This window comes from Seleniivibrio woodruffii, from assembly GCF_004339245.1.
Lineage (GTDB): Bacteria > Chrysiogenota > Deferribacteres > Deferribacterales > Geovibrionaceae > Seleniivibrio > Seleniivibrio woodruffii.
Window position 1 is genome coordinate 95,267 of sequence record NZ_SMGG01000004.1, and the last position, 17,922, is coordinate 113,188.

Consider the following 17,922-nt stretch of genomic DNA (forward strand, 5'->3'; position numbering starts at 1 on the left):
TCATATTACATCTATACACCATAGGAGGACACCATGCCCAGAATAGGTATTGTACTGAGCGGATGCGGAGTTTATGACGGTGCGGAGATTCATGAGGCCGTACTCTCAATGTATTATCTGAAAAAATACGGAAACGAACTCCTCGTTATGGCTCCGAATGTGGATCAGGCTCATGTTGTAAACCATCTCACGGGAGAGGTTGAGCAGGGTCAGAAACGAAATGTTCTGGTGGAATCCGCAAGGATCGCCAGAGGAGATATAAAAGATATCGCAAACGTTACAGCGGATGATTTTGATGCGCTGGTTTTCCCCGGAGGCTTCGGGGCGGCAAAAAACCTTGTTACGTTCGCATTTGATGGTGCCGACTGCAAGATCCTGCCGGATGTTAAACGCCTCATAAAGGAGACCGTCGAGGCTAAAAAACCTCTGGCGGCGGTTTGCATCGCCCCTGTTGTTGTGGCCAAGGCTCTTGAGGATTCGGGACTGAAAGCCAAGCTGACAATAGGAAACGACAACGGAACTGCTGTGGGCATCAACATCATGGGTGCGGAGCACATAGAAACGCCCGTTAAAGAGGTTCTGGTGGACAGCCACCTGAGCATAATAACAAACCCTGCCTATATGCTTGCGGCGGATATCGCCGAGGTTGGCGAGGCGATAAAGAAGACAATGCAGACTCTGACGGGGATGCTGAACAATATTTCCGCAGGCTGCTGAATCAGGTAATTATCTATAATAAAAAAGCCCGGTTTTCACCGGGCTTTTTTTGTTTATTAAACGTTTTTAGTTACTATCCGCCTCTGACACATCTGGTATAAAAGCTAAAGGTTTTAGTTGTATAGCCTACGTAACCATCATGGAAGTGGACATAGTATGCACTGGTGTTGGAATAATTATTGCTTGTTGATGACCAGTAAGCAATTCCAGGCCTTATGGTAAATACCGGATTTATAGCAGGAACACTCAGGCTTTTGTCGGATATTGAGAAAATCTCTCTTATGTTCGGAAGCCTCCAGTCGGTGTATCCGCCAAGTTCAATTGTTTCGCAATAATCTAACGCTTGTGCCCATGTTTTCATCGGTGATGTATCATCCTGCCAAGTGAGCCCCGTACGTTTGTCTACAACAACCTGTTTTGAAGCGTCTCTTACAAAGTTTGCGGGGGAGGATGTACCACCGCGGACGCATCTGATGAAACCAATGTTGTTTTTGTTGGTTAAACCTGCCATTCCGTAATAGAAATCGACAGATCCGGCAAAATCGGCATCGCCGACATATGTCGTTGATGTCCAGTAAATTTGCGAAGCAGTATTCTGAAACACTGAATGTATTGACGGGGCTAAAGATCCGTAGTTAATGAGCAGCTCAAGCTCATCAATGGTCGGCAGTCTCCAGTCTGTGTAGCCGGAGAAGGAAAGGTTGTCGCAATAAAGTGCGGCACCGTCCTGCGTCGACTGTGAAATAGCAGCATCTACGTTATCCTGCCACATCAAACCATGCAGATTATCTATAACCAAGTCTGTTGTGGGATTTCTCATGAAGTCGGAGGATGTTCCCTTTTTGTATTCTCCATCATCGTAGGATGTGTATGACGCTGCTTGCCCTGTTTTTGTGAGTATATATGATGGTGTAAATACGTCTATTGTAACAACAAGTGTGCTTACGCCGCCTGTTCTGCCGTCGGAAACGGTTATTGTTACTGTAGAGGTTCCGGTTGCGGCTGTGCCTGAAACTTCGCCTGTGGATGTGTTTATGGACATCCATGCAGGGTTGCCGGATATGCTGAATGTCAGAGTGTCATTGTCGGCATCGGCGGCTGTGGGGGTGAAGCTGAAAGCATCTCCGTTCTGAATAATTGACGGGGGTGTACCGCTTATGGTCGGTGCGTGGTTCTGAACCACTATGTCGAAAGCTGCGAGAGACACGCCGGCACTTTTGCTGTCGGTCACCGTAATAACTATCCCCGCCCATGTTCCGGGTTCTGCGGGTGTTCCGGTCAGCGCACCTGTTGCTGTGCTGAACGTTGCCCAGTCGGGCTTGTTCGCAATGCTGAATGTCAGTGTGTCGTTGTTGGCATCGCTTGCTGTGGGCGTGAAGCTGTATGCTGTCTTGATATAAAGCGATGTTGCGGGAGTGCCGCTTATGGTCGGAGCAATATTGGGGTTTTCCACTGTTATTGTGAAGGAAGTGAGGGCGGTTGTAGATATGCCGTCACTTACGCTTATGATTATATTGGTGAACGTTCCCGCTGTTGTCGTTCCTGTCAGTGCACCTGTTGTTGTATCGAACGCTGCCCAGCTCGGCATGTTCTGAATGCTGTATGTCAGCGTGTCGCTGTCTGCATCCGCACCTGCGGGAGTGAAGCTGTAGGAGGCTCCCGTCTCGGCAGAGGTTGTCGGAGTGCCGCTGATGGACGGTGCACGGTTGGTCACTGTTATTGTGAAGGCCGCAAGGTCGGCTGTGGCTTTTCCGTCTGAAACAGTGATAACTATGTTACTGAAAATTCCGGCCGCCGCTGTTCCCGTCAGTGTGCCTGTGGTCTGGTTGAACGTTGCCCAGTCGGGTTTGTTGGCGATGCTGTAGGTAAGAGTGTCGCCGCTGTCCGCATCCGCACCTGTGGGGGTGAAGCTGTATGATGCGTTTCTGTAAACAGCGGTTGCGGGGGTTCCTGTTATTGTGGGTGCGTTGTTGACAGGAGCAGAGGGTGTTACCGTGATGGTGAAGGGGGCAAGGCTTGTGGTTGCTTTGCCGTCAGTAACGCTTATGGTAATACCTGTGTAGGTACCTGTGACAGCCGTGCCTGTCAGTGCGCCTGTTGTGGTGCTGAAAGTCGCCCATTCGGGTTTATTTGTGATGCTGAATGTCAGAGTGTCATTGTCGGCATCGCTTGCTGTGGGTGAGAAGCTGTAGCTGTCACCGTTACCGATGGTGTAGGCAGGTGTGCCTGCTATTGTGGGCGCAGTGTTGGCGGGAGGTTCCTCTTCGCCGCCGCCGGGAGTTGACTGGCAGACGTCGTTGCTTTTAACAATTTCGCATACCGCACCCACAGAGCCTATTCCGGCACCGGGTGCGAAGCATGTCAGCTGATAGCTTGCAAGAGAAGCGTTCGCATATGTAAGACCATAGATTTCGGCCATCTTCTGTGTCATAGCCGCTGTGAGCAGTTCGCCGCCCCATGAACTTCCTATTTTGGTGTATGTTTTGGTGTCAACTGTCAGTCCGGCAAAAAGGAAAACCTTTGCGCCTTTGACAGATGAGAGTTTGGCAGATATGTCTTCAGGTGTGGCGCATTCGGTGGACCAGCCTGTGCCTGTTCTTTCGGCCGTACCCATAAAGCTGAAATGTAGATTTGCCGCATCAGATGAAAAACCTGTGGGCAGTCCGCCGCTCTGTTTCATGGGAACTGCAAGATTGTATGCAGTGGCTCTTTCTGAGCGGTATTTTGTTTTTTTGCTTCGGGGAAACTGTGCCGCCAGTTCTGCGGGAGTGCCTATCAGTATCACATCGGAATATAAACCGTTGCTGTCTGATACATGAACTACGGACTTGCCGCCGTTCTCCTCATAGGTCAGTTGAACTCCGGCAACGGGCATGCCCGACTCATTCAGAGCCGCTATTTCATAAACTATGCCCAGAGGGACGCTTGTTACTACAGCTTTGCCTGTGTTGTCTGTTGACGCAGAAACACCGACGTCGCTGTATATAACTTCGGAACCGGGCTTATCTTTTGAAGATGAGCCGCCGTCGATGTCTAAAAAACATCCGTACAGCATGAACAAGGATGCAATCATAACAGTATGAATCAGTCTCATTACGTTAAATCCTCCACTGAATAATAGAAAATAATCACAGTTAAGAAATTATTAAAACATCAATATATCATGCTGTCAATATAACCATGTGGAAATTTTCACAAAAGATTTATCTGTGAACTTTTATAATTCGTATATTATACAAATGATTGTGGTGTTGTTGAATTTTTGTGCTGTAGCGGTTAAATACATGGCTATTAATTTGCAAGTAAATTATATCTCTTTCTTGCAGTTGAATTTCTTCTGAGTTGAACTCAGACAAAAAACGGGTAATTTTAACTAAACAGTTGTTTATCTGCTTGATAAACAATTCCAATTGATATATGGTAAAATTGAATAATAGTCTGGAGGCTTCATGCATATCCTGCTTGCAAACGATGACGGTATCTATTCTGACGGCATTTATGCCATGTATAAGGCTTTAAAGGAGTTTGCGGAGGTGACTGTCGTTGCTCCCATCTCCGAGCAGTCGGCTGTGGGGCATGCAATAACCATTGCAGACCCGTTGCGTGTGACCGATTTTTATAAGATGGGCGAGTTCTTCGGATACGGCATTAAAGGTACTCCGGCGGACTGCGTTAAGATAGCAATGAGCAACATTCTGAAAAAAGCCCCCGACCTTGTGGTGTCGGGCATAAACCACGGAGCGAACGTTGCTTCAAACGTAATCTACTCCGGAACGGTTTCCGCCGCTACAGAGGGTGCAATGCTGGGTATCCGCTCGGTTGCGGTCAGCCTTGCCACTAAAGAAAAGTTCGATTTCAGCCATGCGGCGCAGGTCGGAGCATATTTTGCAAAATATCTGCATAATTCCGACATGCCGGAAAGCACGGTACTGAACATAAATGTTCCTGCCCTGTCTATGAAGAATATAAAAGGATGGCGGTTTGCCGTTCAGGGCAAAGCCCGCTTCCTTGACACCTTCGAAAAGAGACAGGACCCCAGAGGCTACAGCTATTACTGGCTGACAGGTGAAAAGAAGGAGGATCTCAACGATGCGGACTCCGACGATTACCTTGTTTCGAACGGTTTTGTCAGCGTTACTCCTCTGATGTTTGACATGACGGACCATAAGATGTATAAACATTTGAAAGATAAGGGAGACGAAGGTGAATTTAATTAAAAAATTCATCCTTGCGGTGCTTCTGGTCTCCGCATTCAGCGGAATTGTGGGTTGCGAGGGCGGTTGCTCCGATGCAAACCCCACATCACCCGACCAGCCGCAGCAAGGCAGCTAAACAAGGTTAAATGAAGAAACTTACTGTATTAATAGCTTTTTGCGCACTAACATTTTCGGCCGAGGCGGCTGTAAGCCTGCCTGACTTCGCTTTTACCGGGCAGGAGATAACCGGATTTTCCATCCGGCCGTCTTTTAAGCAGGTTTCGGTTTCGTTCAGCGTGCAGTCGGGATTCGACAGCTATCTGATGCAGGAGAACTTCGAACTCAAGCAGATCGACAGCAAGCAATATCAGTCTGCCGATCCCGGAGGAATGTACTCCGGCAGTTTCGGAACGTCCCTCTCCTCCGTTTTTGTGGGGGAGAAGGCCTACCGGAACAACATTGTGAAAGGATATCTGGACAAGCAATATCTGGCCGTTATACAGTCCTATGAAAAGTATTATTCCAGAATCGAAAAATCCCAGTACGCACAGGAAGTAAGCCTTGTTTACTCCTTTGCCCTTCTGGAGACCGGATCAATCACCAAAGCCCTTGATATAATGAAAAACGTATCACTGGGCGAAGGTGTGTTCGCCGGTATAGCTTCCGACAGGGTGATGCAGTATTATCTGGATGCAAAACTCTATGAAGAGGCGGATATCTTCGCTTCCGGCCTGAAAAGGGTCACTCCCTATACACTTTACGGCTGGCTCTACAGCCTTCTCCAGCTCCAGCGCTACGACAGGGTGATTTCCACCTTCGACAGCCACAGCGAGATAACCTCCAAAGACCAGCGTTTCTATGACTTCCTCATCACCGCCAGATACAGCCAGGGCGGGTTTGACGATGTCATTAAATACGGTGACAAGGCCGCAGGAAACACAGTTGCGCTCCTTGCCGATTCATGTCTTGTGCGTGGTGACGTTAAGTGTGCCATCGACAGATACAACAGCATCCCCGACAACAATATGAAGAACGTGATATTCGGCAAAATAGCCGTTGCTGAAGGAAACTATAAGGAAGCGGAAAGGGTTTTGAGTCATCTCGGCTCCGATGAGGACAGGCTGAACATCTTCTTCTTCTACATAGGAAAGAACTTTCCGAAGCTCGATTTGGAGTTTCTGGACAAGTTCGTGTTCGAAAGCAAAATAAACAACGACTACAACAAATTCTATAAAGGTATCTACTACCTCTCCCAGCGTGACGAGATGAACGCCATCAAGCAGATCGACGGAATCATCTTCAACAGGGAGCTTATAAACATAGCCTACTACTACAGAGGTCTGGCATATTCGGGAATTGATCCCGACAGAGCACAGCGTCATTTCCTGCGCTTCATGGAGATAAGCCACGATGAGCAGAAACTGATGGTCTCCCGCTACATGGTGGGGCAGATGTATTATCTGAACGGCCGCTACGACGATGCGCTGATGCTTACCGAACCCTGTGAAACGGACTACTGCCGTATCCTTAAAGGCAAGATCTTCATGGAGAAGGGCAATCTCGATTCCGCATGGAACAGCGTCGATAAGGTTCGTGGCGATGAGGCGGCTCTGGTACGCTCATCCATCCTTTACAACCGCAAGAACTACAAGGACGCTCTAACACAACTTAAGCTGATAACAAACAGTGACGCCCAGAGCGATCTGCTTCTGATGCTGACCCACCTCAAGCTGAACGACACCAAGTCCGCAGGCGAGGTTTTCAGCCGTAACTCAAAAGACCCCAGATTCATGGACGCATATATCGAGCACCTTATGCTCGCCGGGCAGTATCAGCAGGTGCTGACGCTCACTGAGAACGGCAAAGAGAAATACAGACTCGCACGTTCAAAAGCGCTCTTTTCCCTCGGCCGCTACAAAGAGGCGGTCGACGGCTTCCAGAGCCTTATCAAAGGCGGACAGAACAGCTTTGATGCGTGGTACGGGCTGCTTACCTCCTACGCCGCAATGAACGACAAGACAAACTTTGACAGGACGGCCAGAGATATCACTCAGGTGCGCCAGAGCTTTGACAGAAAGGATTTTCTGATCCTGCAAGCGGCAAAAATGGCGCTGGATTCGAAGGATACCAGACTGGCAACACTGCTTCTGAACCATTTCTTTGATAACTATGACATATCAGCATACAAGCGTGACGCATATCTTCTGCGTGGCCAGCTCTTCCGTGATACGGGACGTGTGGATCAGTGCCTTGAGGATGCGCAGATGATGCAGAAGGACGGAAGGAACGACGAGGGGCTTTTCCTGAAAGGCGAATGCCTTCAGAACTCCAAACCCGCCGATGCAATAGCGATATTCGACGACCTTGCGAAAACGTCCGACAGATACCGTGACTTAAGCTATGCGAAGCTGATCGATATACAGAAATCTCCAAAAGAGCTTAAGACCGCAGTGACCTATTTCAAGGATAAGGACACTGCCATATATCTGAACGGGCTTGAAAAATATCTTTCAGTGCTTTCACCCGCTCAGCTTGGTGCCGAGAAGCCTCTTCTGGACGGTCTTATAAAAGAGGGCAACCCTGCCGCTCTGCCCATGGCCTATTATTTCAGCGGCCTTGCGCAGTCCGGAGCGAAAGATTATGAGGAGTCCGCAAAGACTCTGCTCAAGGGATTCTATCTCTATCCGAATTCAAAGTATGCCTCAATGAGCATGGAAAAAGCGGCCGCCGCCTACGACAGTCTGGGAAGGACGGAAGAGGCGGACATTATGCGTAAAAAAATTAAAAACTGATTATAAGTTTAGGAGGATCATATGTTCGAACTTAATGTGGAGCTTCTGGAAAAGGGCGGGGTGCTGATGTATCCCATTATCCTGCTTTCAGTGATAGCTCTTGCTGTCTTTTTTGAGAGGCTTTTCAGCCTCAGGGAGTCGAACTTTGTCCCCAGAGATTTCATGGAAAGGCTGATGGAGAAGCTGAACAACAAGGACATCGAGGCAGCAAAAACAATGTGCGCCGAGAACAGGTCGTCAATCTCAGTTGTTGCTTCCGACATTCTGAAAAACCTGAACCTGCCCTATTCAAGGCTGATGGAGACTGCGGAGGAGTCCGGAAGATATCAGGCGAAACGTCTTGAGCGTTTCCAGCCCACACTTCAGGCCATCTCCACCATAGCCCCCATGCTGGGTTTCCTCGGTACGGTTTTCGGTATGATAAAAACATTCCTTGCGCTGGCTCAATACGGTGCGGGCAACGCACAGCCCCTTGCCGCCGGTATCGCCGAAGCGCTTATAACAACAGCCGCAGGTCTTTGCGTGGCTATCCCCACCATGGCGTTTTACTATTTCATCCGTTTCAGAAGCGAGCGCATCACAGTTGAGCTTGAAAAAGCCGCCAGCAGGGTGATGAACGCTGTCGTTAAAGAGGACTAAATGAAATTTTCCCGTGAAGAAAAGAAAAATCCGGAAATAAATGTTACGCCGCTCATAGATATCGTATTCATACTGCTGATATTTTTGATGGTGTCCACTTCCTTTAACTTCACAAACTCCATAGACGTAAATCTCCCCGCCGCAAAAGGGGACGAAAAACCGCTTGTGGAGAATATCCGCATAGTTATGACGAAGGAAGGGCTTATAACTGTTAACGATCAGACCGTCCAGATTGCCGAAGTTGAGGGCATTCTCGGAGAGTTCAAAAAGACCGCTCCCGCCGCAACTGTTATCATTGAGGCGGACAAAGAGGTTGCCCACGGTCAGGTTGTGACCGTTATGGATGCCAGCCGCAAAGCGGGATATGAGAAGTTTGCAATCGCTGTTGAAGAGGAGTAGCATTTGAGGCTGACATTTTTCCTCGTTCTGTCCCTTTGTCTGCACATTCTTATTCTTATGAATGTCCGTGGGCTGACATTTGACAGAACAGAGAAGCCGAAAAGCAACATAATTGAAGTCGAGATAGTGCCACCCCAGCCGAAACCGGAAGAGGAGATCCTGCCGGAAATTCCTGAAACCGCTAACGACAAGGGGGCGGCGGAGATGGGCGACATGCAGGCGGGCAACGTTATACCTGCGCCCTCAATTGCGATTCCTGACATAAAGATACCCAAGATGACAGGGACGGATCTGGCAAAAATAGCCATGCCGAAGCTGGATCTTGAAACTGCAGTATCATCGGGCAATTCAACCGCTGATACCACCCTGCGCAGTGAGCTTGAATCTGAGGCGGACAAATATCACCGCTCGGAAAAAAAGGCCGCAGGTTCCGATTCCTCCGGCAAAACACTGGGCAGTGAGGATGCTAACGACTTTTTCAGAATAAAGAATCTGGGCGGAAACAGGAAACTGACATATATCCCCGAAAAGCCCGTTTTCTCTTTGTCTTCAAATACTAACGTACGTGTCAGCTTTAAGGTGGACAGAGAGGGCAACACCTATTCCATCCTCCTTTTAAACAGAACTGATTCCAACATCGAAAGGCTAGCCATTGACTTTGTCAGGAAATTGAAGTTTAATGCCGTACTGAACGCAGATTCGGAATCTGCAGAAATAACTTTATATTTCAGAGTGAGATAGTGGAAACAAGCCTGCAAACATACGTTGAGGAACTGGTCAGACAGAAGGGCAAGATAACCTTTGCCGAGTTTATGGACATCGCCCTTTACAAAGAGGGGATGGGATATTATCAGAAAGAGAACCCCTTCGGACAGCAGGGCAGTTTCTACACGTCCGTCAACGCATCCGAATCCTTCGGCCGCACACTGGCAAAATCATTCGTTTACATGATAAAGACCCTCGGACTTGAAAATGCCTTCTGCGAGATGGGCGCCGGAAGCGGTATGCTGGCTAACGATATCCTCAACTATCTGAAAGCAGAGGAAAAGGAAATATATTCCGCACTCTCTTATACCATAATAGAGAAGAGCGGATACCTTATAAACAGACAGAAAGAGCTTATCGAAAAAGAGCACGCCGGAAAGGTCGTCTGGAAAACATTTGAAGAGCTGAAAGGCTTTTCGGGAGTTTTTTACAGTAACGAACTGGTGGACGCTTTCCCCGTTCACAGGGTCATCCGGATGAACGACGAGCTGAGAGAGCTTTATGTTAAGGAGACGGACGGAAAACTCCGTTTCTGGCCGGATGATTTTTCGACTCCCAAGTTACAGGAGTATCTGGACAACATCAATCTGCGTGTCGTTGAGACCCAGATAGTGGATATAAACCTCGATCTGGTGGGCTGGGTTCAGGCTCTGGCCGACAAGCTGGACAAGGCTGTTGTGGTCACCATCGACTACGGCTTCGAAGCTCCCATGCTTTACCAGTCATACAGACGTGACGGAACAGTCACCTGTTACTACCGCCACACACAGAACAACGATTTCTTCGAGAGAATAGGCTATCAGGACATAACGGCCTTTGTGGACTTTACTTCCCTGTCGCTGTACGGTTCGCAGAAAGGGCTTGAGCCTCTGGCTTTCATGCCGCAGTGGCTTTATCTGGTTCAGTCGGGCATTCTGGAAGAGATATCCGCATGCAAAACCGACCTTCAGAAACAGTCTGTAAAGGCTCTGATAATGCCTGAGGGCGGCTTTGGAACTAACTTTCAGGTGTTCATTCAGGGAAAAGGGGTCAGCATCGACCCTGACTTCAGATATACCAAATCCGCAAGGGATGTGCTGGACGAGATGGGGAAAGTTTTTTCCTCCTGATATTGGCACGGGATATGCTTGTTAGTCCTCAGAACAAAGTTTACAGGGGGCTAACATGATAATCTCAGGAAAATATTACCCGACACAGGATCTTACAAACACCAATACAAAGACTTCCTCAACTTCGAATGTTGACAGCCTTTCTGCGCTGAAAACTTTCTTCGGCGAGAGCGAAGACTCCAAACCCACAGGCTTTGCAGACACTGTTGATCTTTCAGCAAAGGCTCTTGCCGTGCTTGAGGACTATGTTAAATCATCCGGCACAACAGAGAGCGATTCGCTGCTCAGCTATATCAAAGGCACAGCCCGTGAGAAATATCTCGGAACATATGACAAAACTCCCATGGAAGACCTCTCCGGCGCACTCCAGTCTTTCAGCAACAGCGAGCTGAAAGAGGTTTATGAGAAGGTTAAAGAGGCCAACCAGCAGATGTCAGGCGGCTTCATTGCCACCGCATCCAGATACGGCGTTCAGTCTCTGCTTTAAGTATTTGCTTAGTGGCAGGCAACTTTGATGAGACTGCCACGCTGCGCTCGCAGTGACGCAAATTATTTGTCATCGCGAGGAGCGTTAGCGACGTGGCGATCTCATACCGTGTGCTTATAGATAAGACTATAATTCAAAAAACTCAATAACATCATTAAATACAGACCTGACGGCATCGTCCGTCAGGTCGTTTAATATCGAGATGTTGAAATTGTCGGACTTCGCTGTCATGAAATGGTTATTCACTGCAAATCCGGCAAAAGGCATATCCTCTTTATCCAGAAAATAATAGCTCAGCATCGCATGGTTGATGCATCCCAGTCTGTTGGGTACGACAACCACAGTCTCAAGTCCGCAATCCTTCGCTATATCAAAATTCATGTATTCATCGTTCAGCGGAACCATAAGACCGCCAGCACTCTCAACTATCAGCCAGTCGAACCCGCTGACAGCATTGATTTTTTCCACTGTCTCCTCATACGGGAAATCCTCAAACGCCAGATAGGGCGCAGCGGGCAGTTTTGCAGTGGCAAGGGTTACTGCGTTTTCGGGTTTCAGACCGGACATATTTATCACAGTCTGCCTGTCGTCATCTTCGGGGAAGCCTGTCTGGACGGATTTGACATAGAAAACAGATTCACCCTTTTCCAGCAGATATTTGCAGAGCAGGCCGCAGTAGTGTGTTTTGCCTATTCCTGTGTCGGTTCCGGTTATGAACAGTTTTCTCATCAAAGCACCTCGTAAACAGATTCGTAAGCTATATCAACAAGTTTGATCATTTCATCCTCGGTTATGACATAAGGCGTCATAAAATAGATAACATCCCCCAGATTTCGCAGATATGCACCCTTTTCTATGGCTTTGCGGAATATCTGAAAGCCGGTACGGCTCTTCCAGTCAAATTTTTCCTTCGTGGCTGCATCCTTCACCAGTTCTATTGCGGAGACGCACCCCAGATGGCGGATCTCGCCAACGTGGGGTCTGCCGCCGAATTTTTTATTAATGTATTCGTGCATAACGGGGAATTTTTTGGCGTTTGCTTCCACCACACTGTCTTCACGGAATATTTTCATCGTTTCAACCCCCGCCGCACATGCCAGAGGGTTTCCTGTGTAGCTGTGGCTGTGGAGGAAGGCTTTCAGGGTAGTGTAGTCGTCGTAGAAGGCATCGTATATGCCGTCGTGGGTCATCACCACGCTGAGGGGCAGATAGCCGGATGTGATACCCTTTGAGAGGCAGAGGAAATCGGGGCACACGCCCGCCTGTTCCAGAGCGAACATTGTTCCCGTTCTGCCGAACCCGCAGGCTATCTCATCGAATATGGTGTGTATGTCGTAATGTTTCGCCGCCTGAACCAGTTTTTTCAGGTAGACGGGCGGGAACATTTTAAAACCGCCTGCGCACTGCAGAAGAGGTTCTATGAGCACAGCAGTAATATGCTCGTGGTTCTCAGCCATTGCCTTTTCCAAGTGGCAGAAGCATTCGGCATCGCAGGAGTTTCTCTCTTTGCCGAAGGGACAGCGATAGCAGTCGGGTCCCTGAACACGGATGTTTTCTATCATTATCTGTCCGAAAAGCTCTGTGTAGAGCTGTTCGCCGCAGACAGAGAGGGCACCGAGGGTTTCGCCGTGGTAGCCGCTGTCCAGATAGATGTAGCGGTTCTTTTTTGCGTTCTGCGTGTTGTATCTGTAGCCGTAGCTCAGCTTCATTGCAGATTCCACCGCCGCAGAGCCGATATCGGCAAAAAATACCTTCGTCAGTTCATCCGGTGTCAGCGCAACAAGCTCTTCGGCCAGTGTCTGCGCCGGAGAATGGGTTATCCCTGCGAAGATAACATGCTCGATTTTGTCCATCTGATCGGTTATGGCCCTTTTGAGTCTGGGGTTGTTATGCCCGAAGAGGTTCACCCACCAGGATGAAACAGCATCGATATATCCTTTGCCGTCAGCATCGTAGATATAAATACCCTCTCCCCGTTCGATTCTGATGATGGGGTAGGTCTCGTGGTCTTTCATCTGGGTGCAGGGATGCCATATCGGCGTGTTAACTTTCATTATTCGTCCTTATACCATTGACAGGGTCTGTGCCTCTGATATTATTTCCCCATGAGGGATAAAATCAAGAAAAAACTGAATGAATTGCGTGAGAACAGCCTTTTCAGGGTTATGCCTGAGATAAGCGAAGGTGCGGGCAAGTATATTTCCGTTGAGATAAACAAGGGCTTCGGCAAAACCGAGGTCAGAAAATATATCAACATGGCCTCCAACAACTATCTGGGGCTTTCGGAGATTCAGGAGATAAAAAGAGCGTCCGCCGATGCTGTTCTGGAGCTTGGAACAACAAGCGGGGCATCCAGAATCGTCACAGGGAACTATAACCTGTATGACGAGCTTGAGAGGGTCACAGCTGAGTTTAAGCAGACCGAGGCATCTCTGGTGTTCAACAGTGGCTATGCGGCCAACGTGGCGGTTTTTTCCGCTCTGGCGGACAGAAACACAGCCGTGTTTTCGGACAAGCTGAACCACGCAAGCATCATAGACGGGATTCTCCTCAGCGGCGCAAAGCACATCCGCTACCGCCACAACGATATTGACGATCTGGCGGCACTGCTTGAAAAGCATAAAGACGAGAAAGATAAGATAATAGCCACCGACACGATTTTCAGCATGGACGGCGACGTGTGCCGTCTGCGGGCTATAGTGGAACTGGCAGAGGCCTACGGCGCAATGACGATAGTCGACGAAGCCCATGCATCAGGAATTTTCGGACGGGGCAGGGGCTATGCCCACGAGGCGGGGCTTGAAAAGCGTGTGGATATCCACATGGGCACGTTCAGCAAGGCGTTCGGTTCTTTCGGCGCATACGTTGCGGCAGACAGGGACATAATCGACTACCTGCGGAACAAAGGCCGCTCATTCATATATTCGACCTCGCTCCCCCCCGCTGTTGTTGCGGCGAATCTGGCGGCTTTGAAATACGTTAAAAATCACCACGACATAGGCTACAGACTTCTGGACGCTGCCGATGACATCCGCAGGCAATTGCAGGTAATGGGGTTTGACACGGGGGACAGCGTTACCCAGATAATCCCCGTTATCCTCGGCACAAACGAAAGGGTGCTGATGGCCAAAGAGTTTCTTATGGAAAAGGGTATCTATGTGGGTGCGATACGTCCTCCCACCGTTCCTGTGAACACAGCCAGACTGCGCATGACCGTGCGGCTTGACGTGCTGGACGAGACGGAGAGGATTCTGGATGCGTTCAGGACTCTTAAGGCGGCAGGGATATGAGGGACGTTTTCGTTTCGGGCTGGTGCGGGTTTCCTGAGCTGTTCGGCAATTTTGCCGACAGGTTCGATTTTGTGGTTCCTTTCTGCGGGTATGATGAGCAGGATGTCGTAAAATTACTTGAAACATCGCAAGGTAAGAATCTTGTATGCTGGTCAACGGGAGCCAACCTTGCTCTGAAAGCCAATAGACTCGAATTTGAAAATATTGTTCTGATCGCTCCGTTCATTCGTTTTACGGACTATACCCCCGAAAGGGTGCTGAAACTGATGATAAAAAAATTCCGCACGGCTCCCCATGCGGTCATAAACGATTTCATAACAGCCTGCGGATGTTCTCTGCCTGCGGTGTTGTCGGAGTATGGAGGGGCTGGCGAAGGTCTGGAATATCTTCTGAACAGCGGCGATGGGATCCAGGATTCAATGCCTGCAATGACCATCCTCCACGGCACAGAGGACTCCATAGTAAATATTTCTGCGGGCAGGGAGATAGCGGTGCGTTTCGGCGCAAGGTTCGTTCCCGTGGAAGCTGCCGGGCATTTCGTTTCACCTGAGAAGATATCGGAATATCTGGTATGAAGATACACATCAAGCATGCATTCTGCAGTTCGTCCGGATCCTATGACTCATCCTGCGATATTCAGCGCATAGTTGCGGAACATCTGGCGGGTCTGACGGGTGAGGGGCACGAAAGCATTCTGGAGATAGGAACGGGCACAGGCATTTATACCAGACTGCTGAATAAGAAGTTCTGCGTGCCTGCTGTATGTGTGGACATCGCAGAAAATCTTCTTGCTAAGGCGGCATTGAGCTGTCCTGAAAACCTCTATATCTGCGGCGACGGCGAGTGCCTGCCCGTTCAAGGGGAGTACTCACTTGTCACAGGCTCATCGGCTCTGCAATGGTTTCAGAACCCGAAAGAGAGCATTCCCGCCATGCTGAAACACCTGAAAAAGGGCGGCGAGTTCGCTTTCTCGGTTTTTGTTGAGGGAACTTTCATCGAAATGTCCATTCTTAACCAGATGACAGGCTTCGGCTCGGTCTATTCACTGCCGAAAGAGGACGAGTTCTCGGCGATCTTCGAATCCTGCGGGGTGTCTGTTAACAGAAGTGTGAACGAATACGTTCTGCATTTTGAAAGCGTTTCCGAGTTTCTGAAAAAGCAGAAGGGCACAGGTGCAACCTTCAGCGGCAAAGACAAAATCACATCTAAAGCGTCATACAAAAAATTTCTTGAGCTCTATCCTGAGCTGTTCGGCGAAGACGGAAAGATCCCCGTCACCTACCGTATTCTTTATATCACCGGAAAAAAGTAAGTTTATAGGGCAACTGTTTACGGCTAACTCTGCATGTCTTCGCGAGGAGCACTTAATGTGACGAAGCGAACTTCCACGCACAGATGCAGCGTAGGCATCATGTACCTGACTTGGAAGACTGCTTCACTCCGTTCACTAGCCGAAGGCTGTATGAGTCCACTTTAACTGATTGTCGAATAGAGTGACGTTATTTTAGTCACTCCGCTGCGGCGCAAAAAAAAGGGGAGCCGAAGCTCCCCTTTCACGAAGGTTTTAGCAGCAGATTACTCTGCGCCGATTCCGAGATAAGTTCTGATCTTGTCGTCTTCGAACTTCTCCTGAGCTTCAGGCTCGGGAGTGAGCAGAGAGACAACGATGGCAACTACGAAAGATGCTGTCATAGAGAAGATAGCGGGGTTCTTCATGGGGAAGATCGCTTTCTCGTTGCCGAGGATGTTAACCCAGATTGTGGGGCTGAGGATGATCAGGATTGCTGCTGTTGCGCTACCCACAAGGATAGACCATACTGCACCCTGAGTAGTCATCTTTTTCCACAGGATTGAAAGGAACAGAGCGGGGAAGTTCGCACTGGCGGCGATGGCGAATGCCAGACCGACAAGGAACGCAACGTTCTGACCTTTGAAAAGGATTCCGAGAGCAACTGCTGCAACACCGAAGATCACAACGGAGATTCTTGCAACTTTAACTTGCTCCTCTTCGCTTGCGTGGCCTTTTTTGAACACGCTTACGTAGATGTCGTGGCTCATTGCGGAAGAAGCGGCCAGTGTCAGACCGGCAACAACTGCGAGGATCGTAGCGAATGCAACCGCTGCGATGAAGCCGAGGAAGGGTGTTCCGCCGAGCATTTCAGCAAGAGCGGGAGCAGCCATGTTACCGCCGGCATCGATAGCTTTGATGTTTGCTTTGCCGATAAGAACAGCAGCTGCGAAGCCCACGATGGGGATTATAAGGTAGAAGTAGCCGATGAAAGTTGTTGCATAAACAACGGACTTTCTTGCTTCTTTAGCATCCGGCACTGTGAAGAATCTCATAAGGATGTGGGGCAGACCGAGCAGACCGAACATCAGCGCAAGACCCAGAGAGAATGCGTCTATCGGGCTTGTGATAAGACCGCCGGGGTTAAGCATGTTGTCTGCGGGATACATTGTAACCACTTCTGTGTAAAGAGTGCTGAAGCTGAAGTTGAACTTAGCCATTGCAAGAACAGCAAGAACTGTAACACCGAACACAAGAAGAACAGCTTTGATGATCTGAACCCATGTTGTTGCAAGCATGCCGCCGAAAAGAACGTACATAAGCATAACCACACCAACGATGATCTCTGCCATTTCATAGGGCATTCCGAACATCATCTGGATAAGTTTGCCTGAACCAACCATCTGAGCGATAGTGTAGCAAAGAACAACGAGCAGACCGCCGACAGCAGAAGCTATACGGATGGGGCCTGATTTAAGTCTTGATGCAACAACGTCTGCGAAGGTGAATTTACCGAGGTTACGAAGAGGCTCTGCGATAAGGAACATAAGAGCGGGCCAACCGACCAGCCAGCCTACCGCATAGATTGCGCCGTCATAACCGCTGAGAGCGACCATACCGGAAATACCGAGGAAAGATGCTGCGGACATGTAGTCGCCCGCAAGAGCAAGACCGTTCTGAAAACCTGTAACGCTGCGGCCTGCAGCATAGAATTCGCTTGTGGTCTTAGTTTTTTTAGCTGCGAAATAAGTGATGATAAGAGTACCGATAACTACCAGACAAAAGAAAAGAATTGCCGTGGCATTAGGTTTACCGAGTGTTGATTCCATATTATTCTCCTCCTTGCCTGTTACTGAAGATCTTGCTTAAGAGCTTCAACTTTTTTGTCATAGACGTTGTTTGCCCACACAACATAAACGAGTGTGAGCAGCCAAGAACCTATGATGACAGCAGCGCTGAGGACAATACCCAGTGTTACGTTTGTGCCTACCATGATGGCTGCAATTTCTTTGTGCTCTGCTACAATGTAGATGTAGCCGTAGTAGATCACGAACAGGATAATCAGCATAAAGAAACTGAATGTCCAGCGTGTTCTAACTAAGTCTTTGAACTTTTCAGAGTTCGTAAAGTCTCTAGCAGTCATTTGCTCCTCCTGATAAAATCTGCAAAGGTGTTAAGTAATGGAAAACATGGTTAACGATTTTTTTACCCTGTTAACCACATACGAAATATAAAACACT

General features: G+C 48.8%; 17 protein-coding genes. 12 read left to right on the forward strand and 5 right to left on the reverse strand.

Annotated features, from left to right (window positions below):
- Positions 1-33: 33 nt before the first annotated feature.
- Positions 34-717 carry an isoprenoid biosynthesis glyoxalase ElbB gene (gene elbB, locus C8D98_RS06505; RefSeq protein ID WP_132873153.1) on the forward strand — a complete coding sequence of 228 codons (684 nt, stop codon included), beginning with the start codon at positions 34-36 and terminating at the stop codon, positions 715-717.
- A 73-nt stretch (positions 718-790) separates the two neighbouring features.
- Here elbB and C8D98_RS06510 read toward each other — a convergent pair whose 3' ends face one another.
- A complete protein-coding gene (locus C8D98_RS06510) occupies positions 791-3,811 on the reverse strand; it encodes an Lcl C-terminal domain-containing protein (protein WP_132873155.1) in 3,021 nt (1,006 codons plus the stop codon).
- A 355-nt stretch (positions 3,812-4,166) separates the two neighbouring features.
- On the opposite strand from C8D98_RS06510, the gene surE reads away from it, so the two are divergent.
- From surE to C8D98_RS06545, 8 genes are read left to right on the forward strand one after another with little or no spacing between them, the layout of a single operon-like run.
- The gene (gene surE / locus C8D98_RS06515) at positions 4,167-4,934 is read left to right on the forward strand and encodes a 5'/3'-nucleotidase SurE (RefSeq protein ID WP_132873157.1); all 768 of its coding nucleotides are present in this window, start codon (positions 4,167-4,169) and stop codon (positions 4,932-4,934) included.
- Positions 4,921-5,049 (forward strand): hypothetical protein, encoded by a 129-nt coding sequence (locus C8D98_RS13985; protein WP_277656710.1) that lies wholly within the window; start codon positions 4,921-4,923, stop codon positions 5,047-5,049. The genes surE and C8D98_RS13985 overlap by 14 nt, the downstream gene beginning before the upstream one ends.
- A gap of 10 nt (positions 5,050-5,059) precedes the next feature.
- Positions 5,060-7,705: a tetratricopeptide repeat protein gene (locus C8D98_RS06520; RefSeq protein WP_132873159.1), complete on the forward strand. Its 2,646-nt coding sequence runs from the start codon at positions 5,060-5,062 to the stop codon at positions 7,703-7,705.
- A gap of 21 nt (positions 7,706-7,726) precedes the next feature.
- On the forward strand, positions 7,727-8,344 hold the full coding sequence (locus C8D98_RS06525; RefSeq protein ID WP_132873161.1) for a MotA/TolQ/ExbB proton channel family protein: 618 nt from the start codon (positions 7,727-7,729) through the stop codon (positions 8,342-8,344).
- Positions 8,345-8,743, forward strand: coding sequence for an ExbD/TolR family protein (locus C8D98_RS06530; protein WP_132873163.1), 399 nt, complete (start codon positions 8,345-8,347; stop codon positions 8,741-8,743).
- A gap of 3 nt (positions 8,744-8,746) precedes the next feature.
- The gene (locus C8D98_RS06535) at positions 8,747-9,484 is read left to right on the forward strand and encodes a hypothetical protein (RefSeq protein ID WP_132873165.1); all 738 of its coding nucleotides are present in this window, start codon (positions 8,747-8,749) and stop codon (positions 9,482-9,484) included.
- Complete coding sequence (locus C8D98_RS06540) at positions 9,484-10,617, forward strand: class I SAM-dependent methyltransferase (RefSeq protein WP_243640931.1); 1,134 nt, start codon at positions 9,484-9,486, stop codon at positions 10,615-10,617. Before C8D98_RS06535 ends, C8D98_RS06540 begins: the two co-directional genes overlap by 1 nt.
- A 55-nt stretch (positions 10,618-10,672) precedes the next feature.
- The gene (locus C8D98_RS06545; protein ID WP_132873167.1) at positions 10,673-11,104 is read left to right on the forward strand and encodes a hypothetical protein; all 432 of its coding nucleotides are present in this window, start codon (positions 10,673-10,675) and stop codon (positions 11,102-11,104) included.
- Positions 11,105-11,230: 126 nt separating this feature from the next.
- Here C8D98_RS06545 and bioD read toward each other — a convergent pair whose 3' ends face one another.
- Both bioD and bioA read right to left on the reverse strand, forming a co-directional pair.
- Positions 11,231-11,833 (reverse strand): dethiobiotin synthase, encoded by a 603-nt coding sequence (bioD, locus tag C8D98_RS06550; RefSeq protein WP_132873169.1) that lies wholly within the window; start codon positions 11,831-11,833, stop codon positions 11,231-11,233.
- Positions 11,833-13,158 (reverse strand): adenosylmethionine--8-amino-7-oxononanoate transaminase, encoded by a 1,326-nt coding sequence (gene bioA / locus C8D98_RS06555; protein WP_132873171.1) that lies wholly within the window; start codon positions 13,156-13,158, stop codon positions 11,833-11,835. The genes bioD and bioA overlap by 1 nt, the downstream gene beginning before the upstream one ends.
- Before the next feature lie 51 nt (positions 13,159-13,209).
- Here bioA and C8D98_RS06560 point away from each other — a divergent pair, with 51 nt between their 5' ends.
- From C8D98_RS06560 to C8D98_RS06570, 3 genes are read left to right on the forward strand one after another with little or no spacing between them, the layout of a single operon-like run.
- Positions 13,210-14,394 (forward strand): aminotransferase class I/II-fold pyridoxal phosphate-dependent enzyme, encoded by a 1,185-nt coding sequence (locus C8D98_RS06560; protein WP_132873173.1) that lies wholly within the window; start codon positions 13,210-13,212, stop codon positions 14,392-14,394.
- Entirely contained in the window at positions 14,391-14,969 is a 579-nt protein-coding gene (locus C8D98_RS06565; RefSeq protein ID WP_132873174.1) for an alpha/beta fold hydrolase, read from the forward strand. Before C8D98_RS06560 ends, C8D98_RS06565 begins: the two co-directional genes overlap by 4 nt.
- A complete protein-coding gene (locus C8D98_RS06570) occupies positions 14,966-15,706 on the forward strand; it encodes a methyltransferase domain-containing protein (RefSeq protein ID WP_132873176.1) in 741 nt (246 codons plus the stop codon). The genes C8D98_RS06565 and C8D98_RS06570 overlap by 4 nt, the downstream gene beginning before the upstream one ends.
- Before the next feature lie 263 nt (positions 15,707-15,969).
- On the opposite strand, the gene C8D98_RS06575 is transcribed toward C8D98_RS06570, so the two are convergent.
- The gene (locus C8D98_RS06575) at positions 15,970-17,511 is read right to left on the reverse strand and encodes a sodium:solute symporter family transporter (RefSeq protein ID WP_132873178.1); all 1,542 of its coding nucleotides are present in this window, start codon (positions 17,509-17,511) and stop codon (positions 15,970-15,972) included.
- A 20-nt stretch (positions 17,512-17,531) separates the two neighbouring features.
- Entirely contained in the window at positions 17,532-17,825 is a 294-nt protein-coding gene (locus tag C8D98_RS06580) for a DUF485 domain-containing protein (protein WP_132873180.1), read from the reverse strand.
- Positions 17,826-17,922 lie beyond the last annotated feature (97 nt).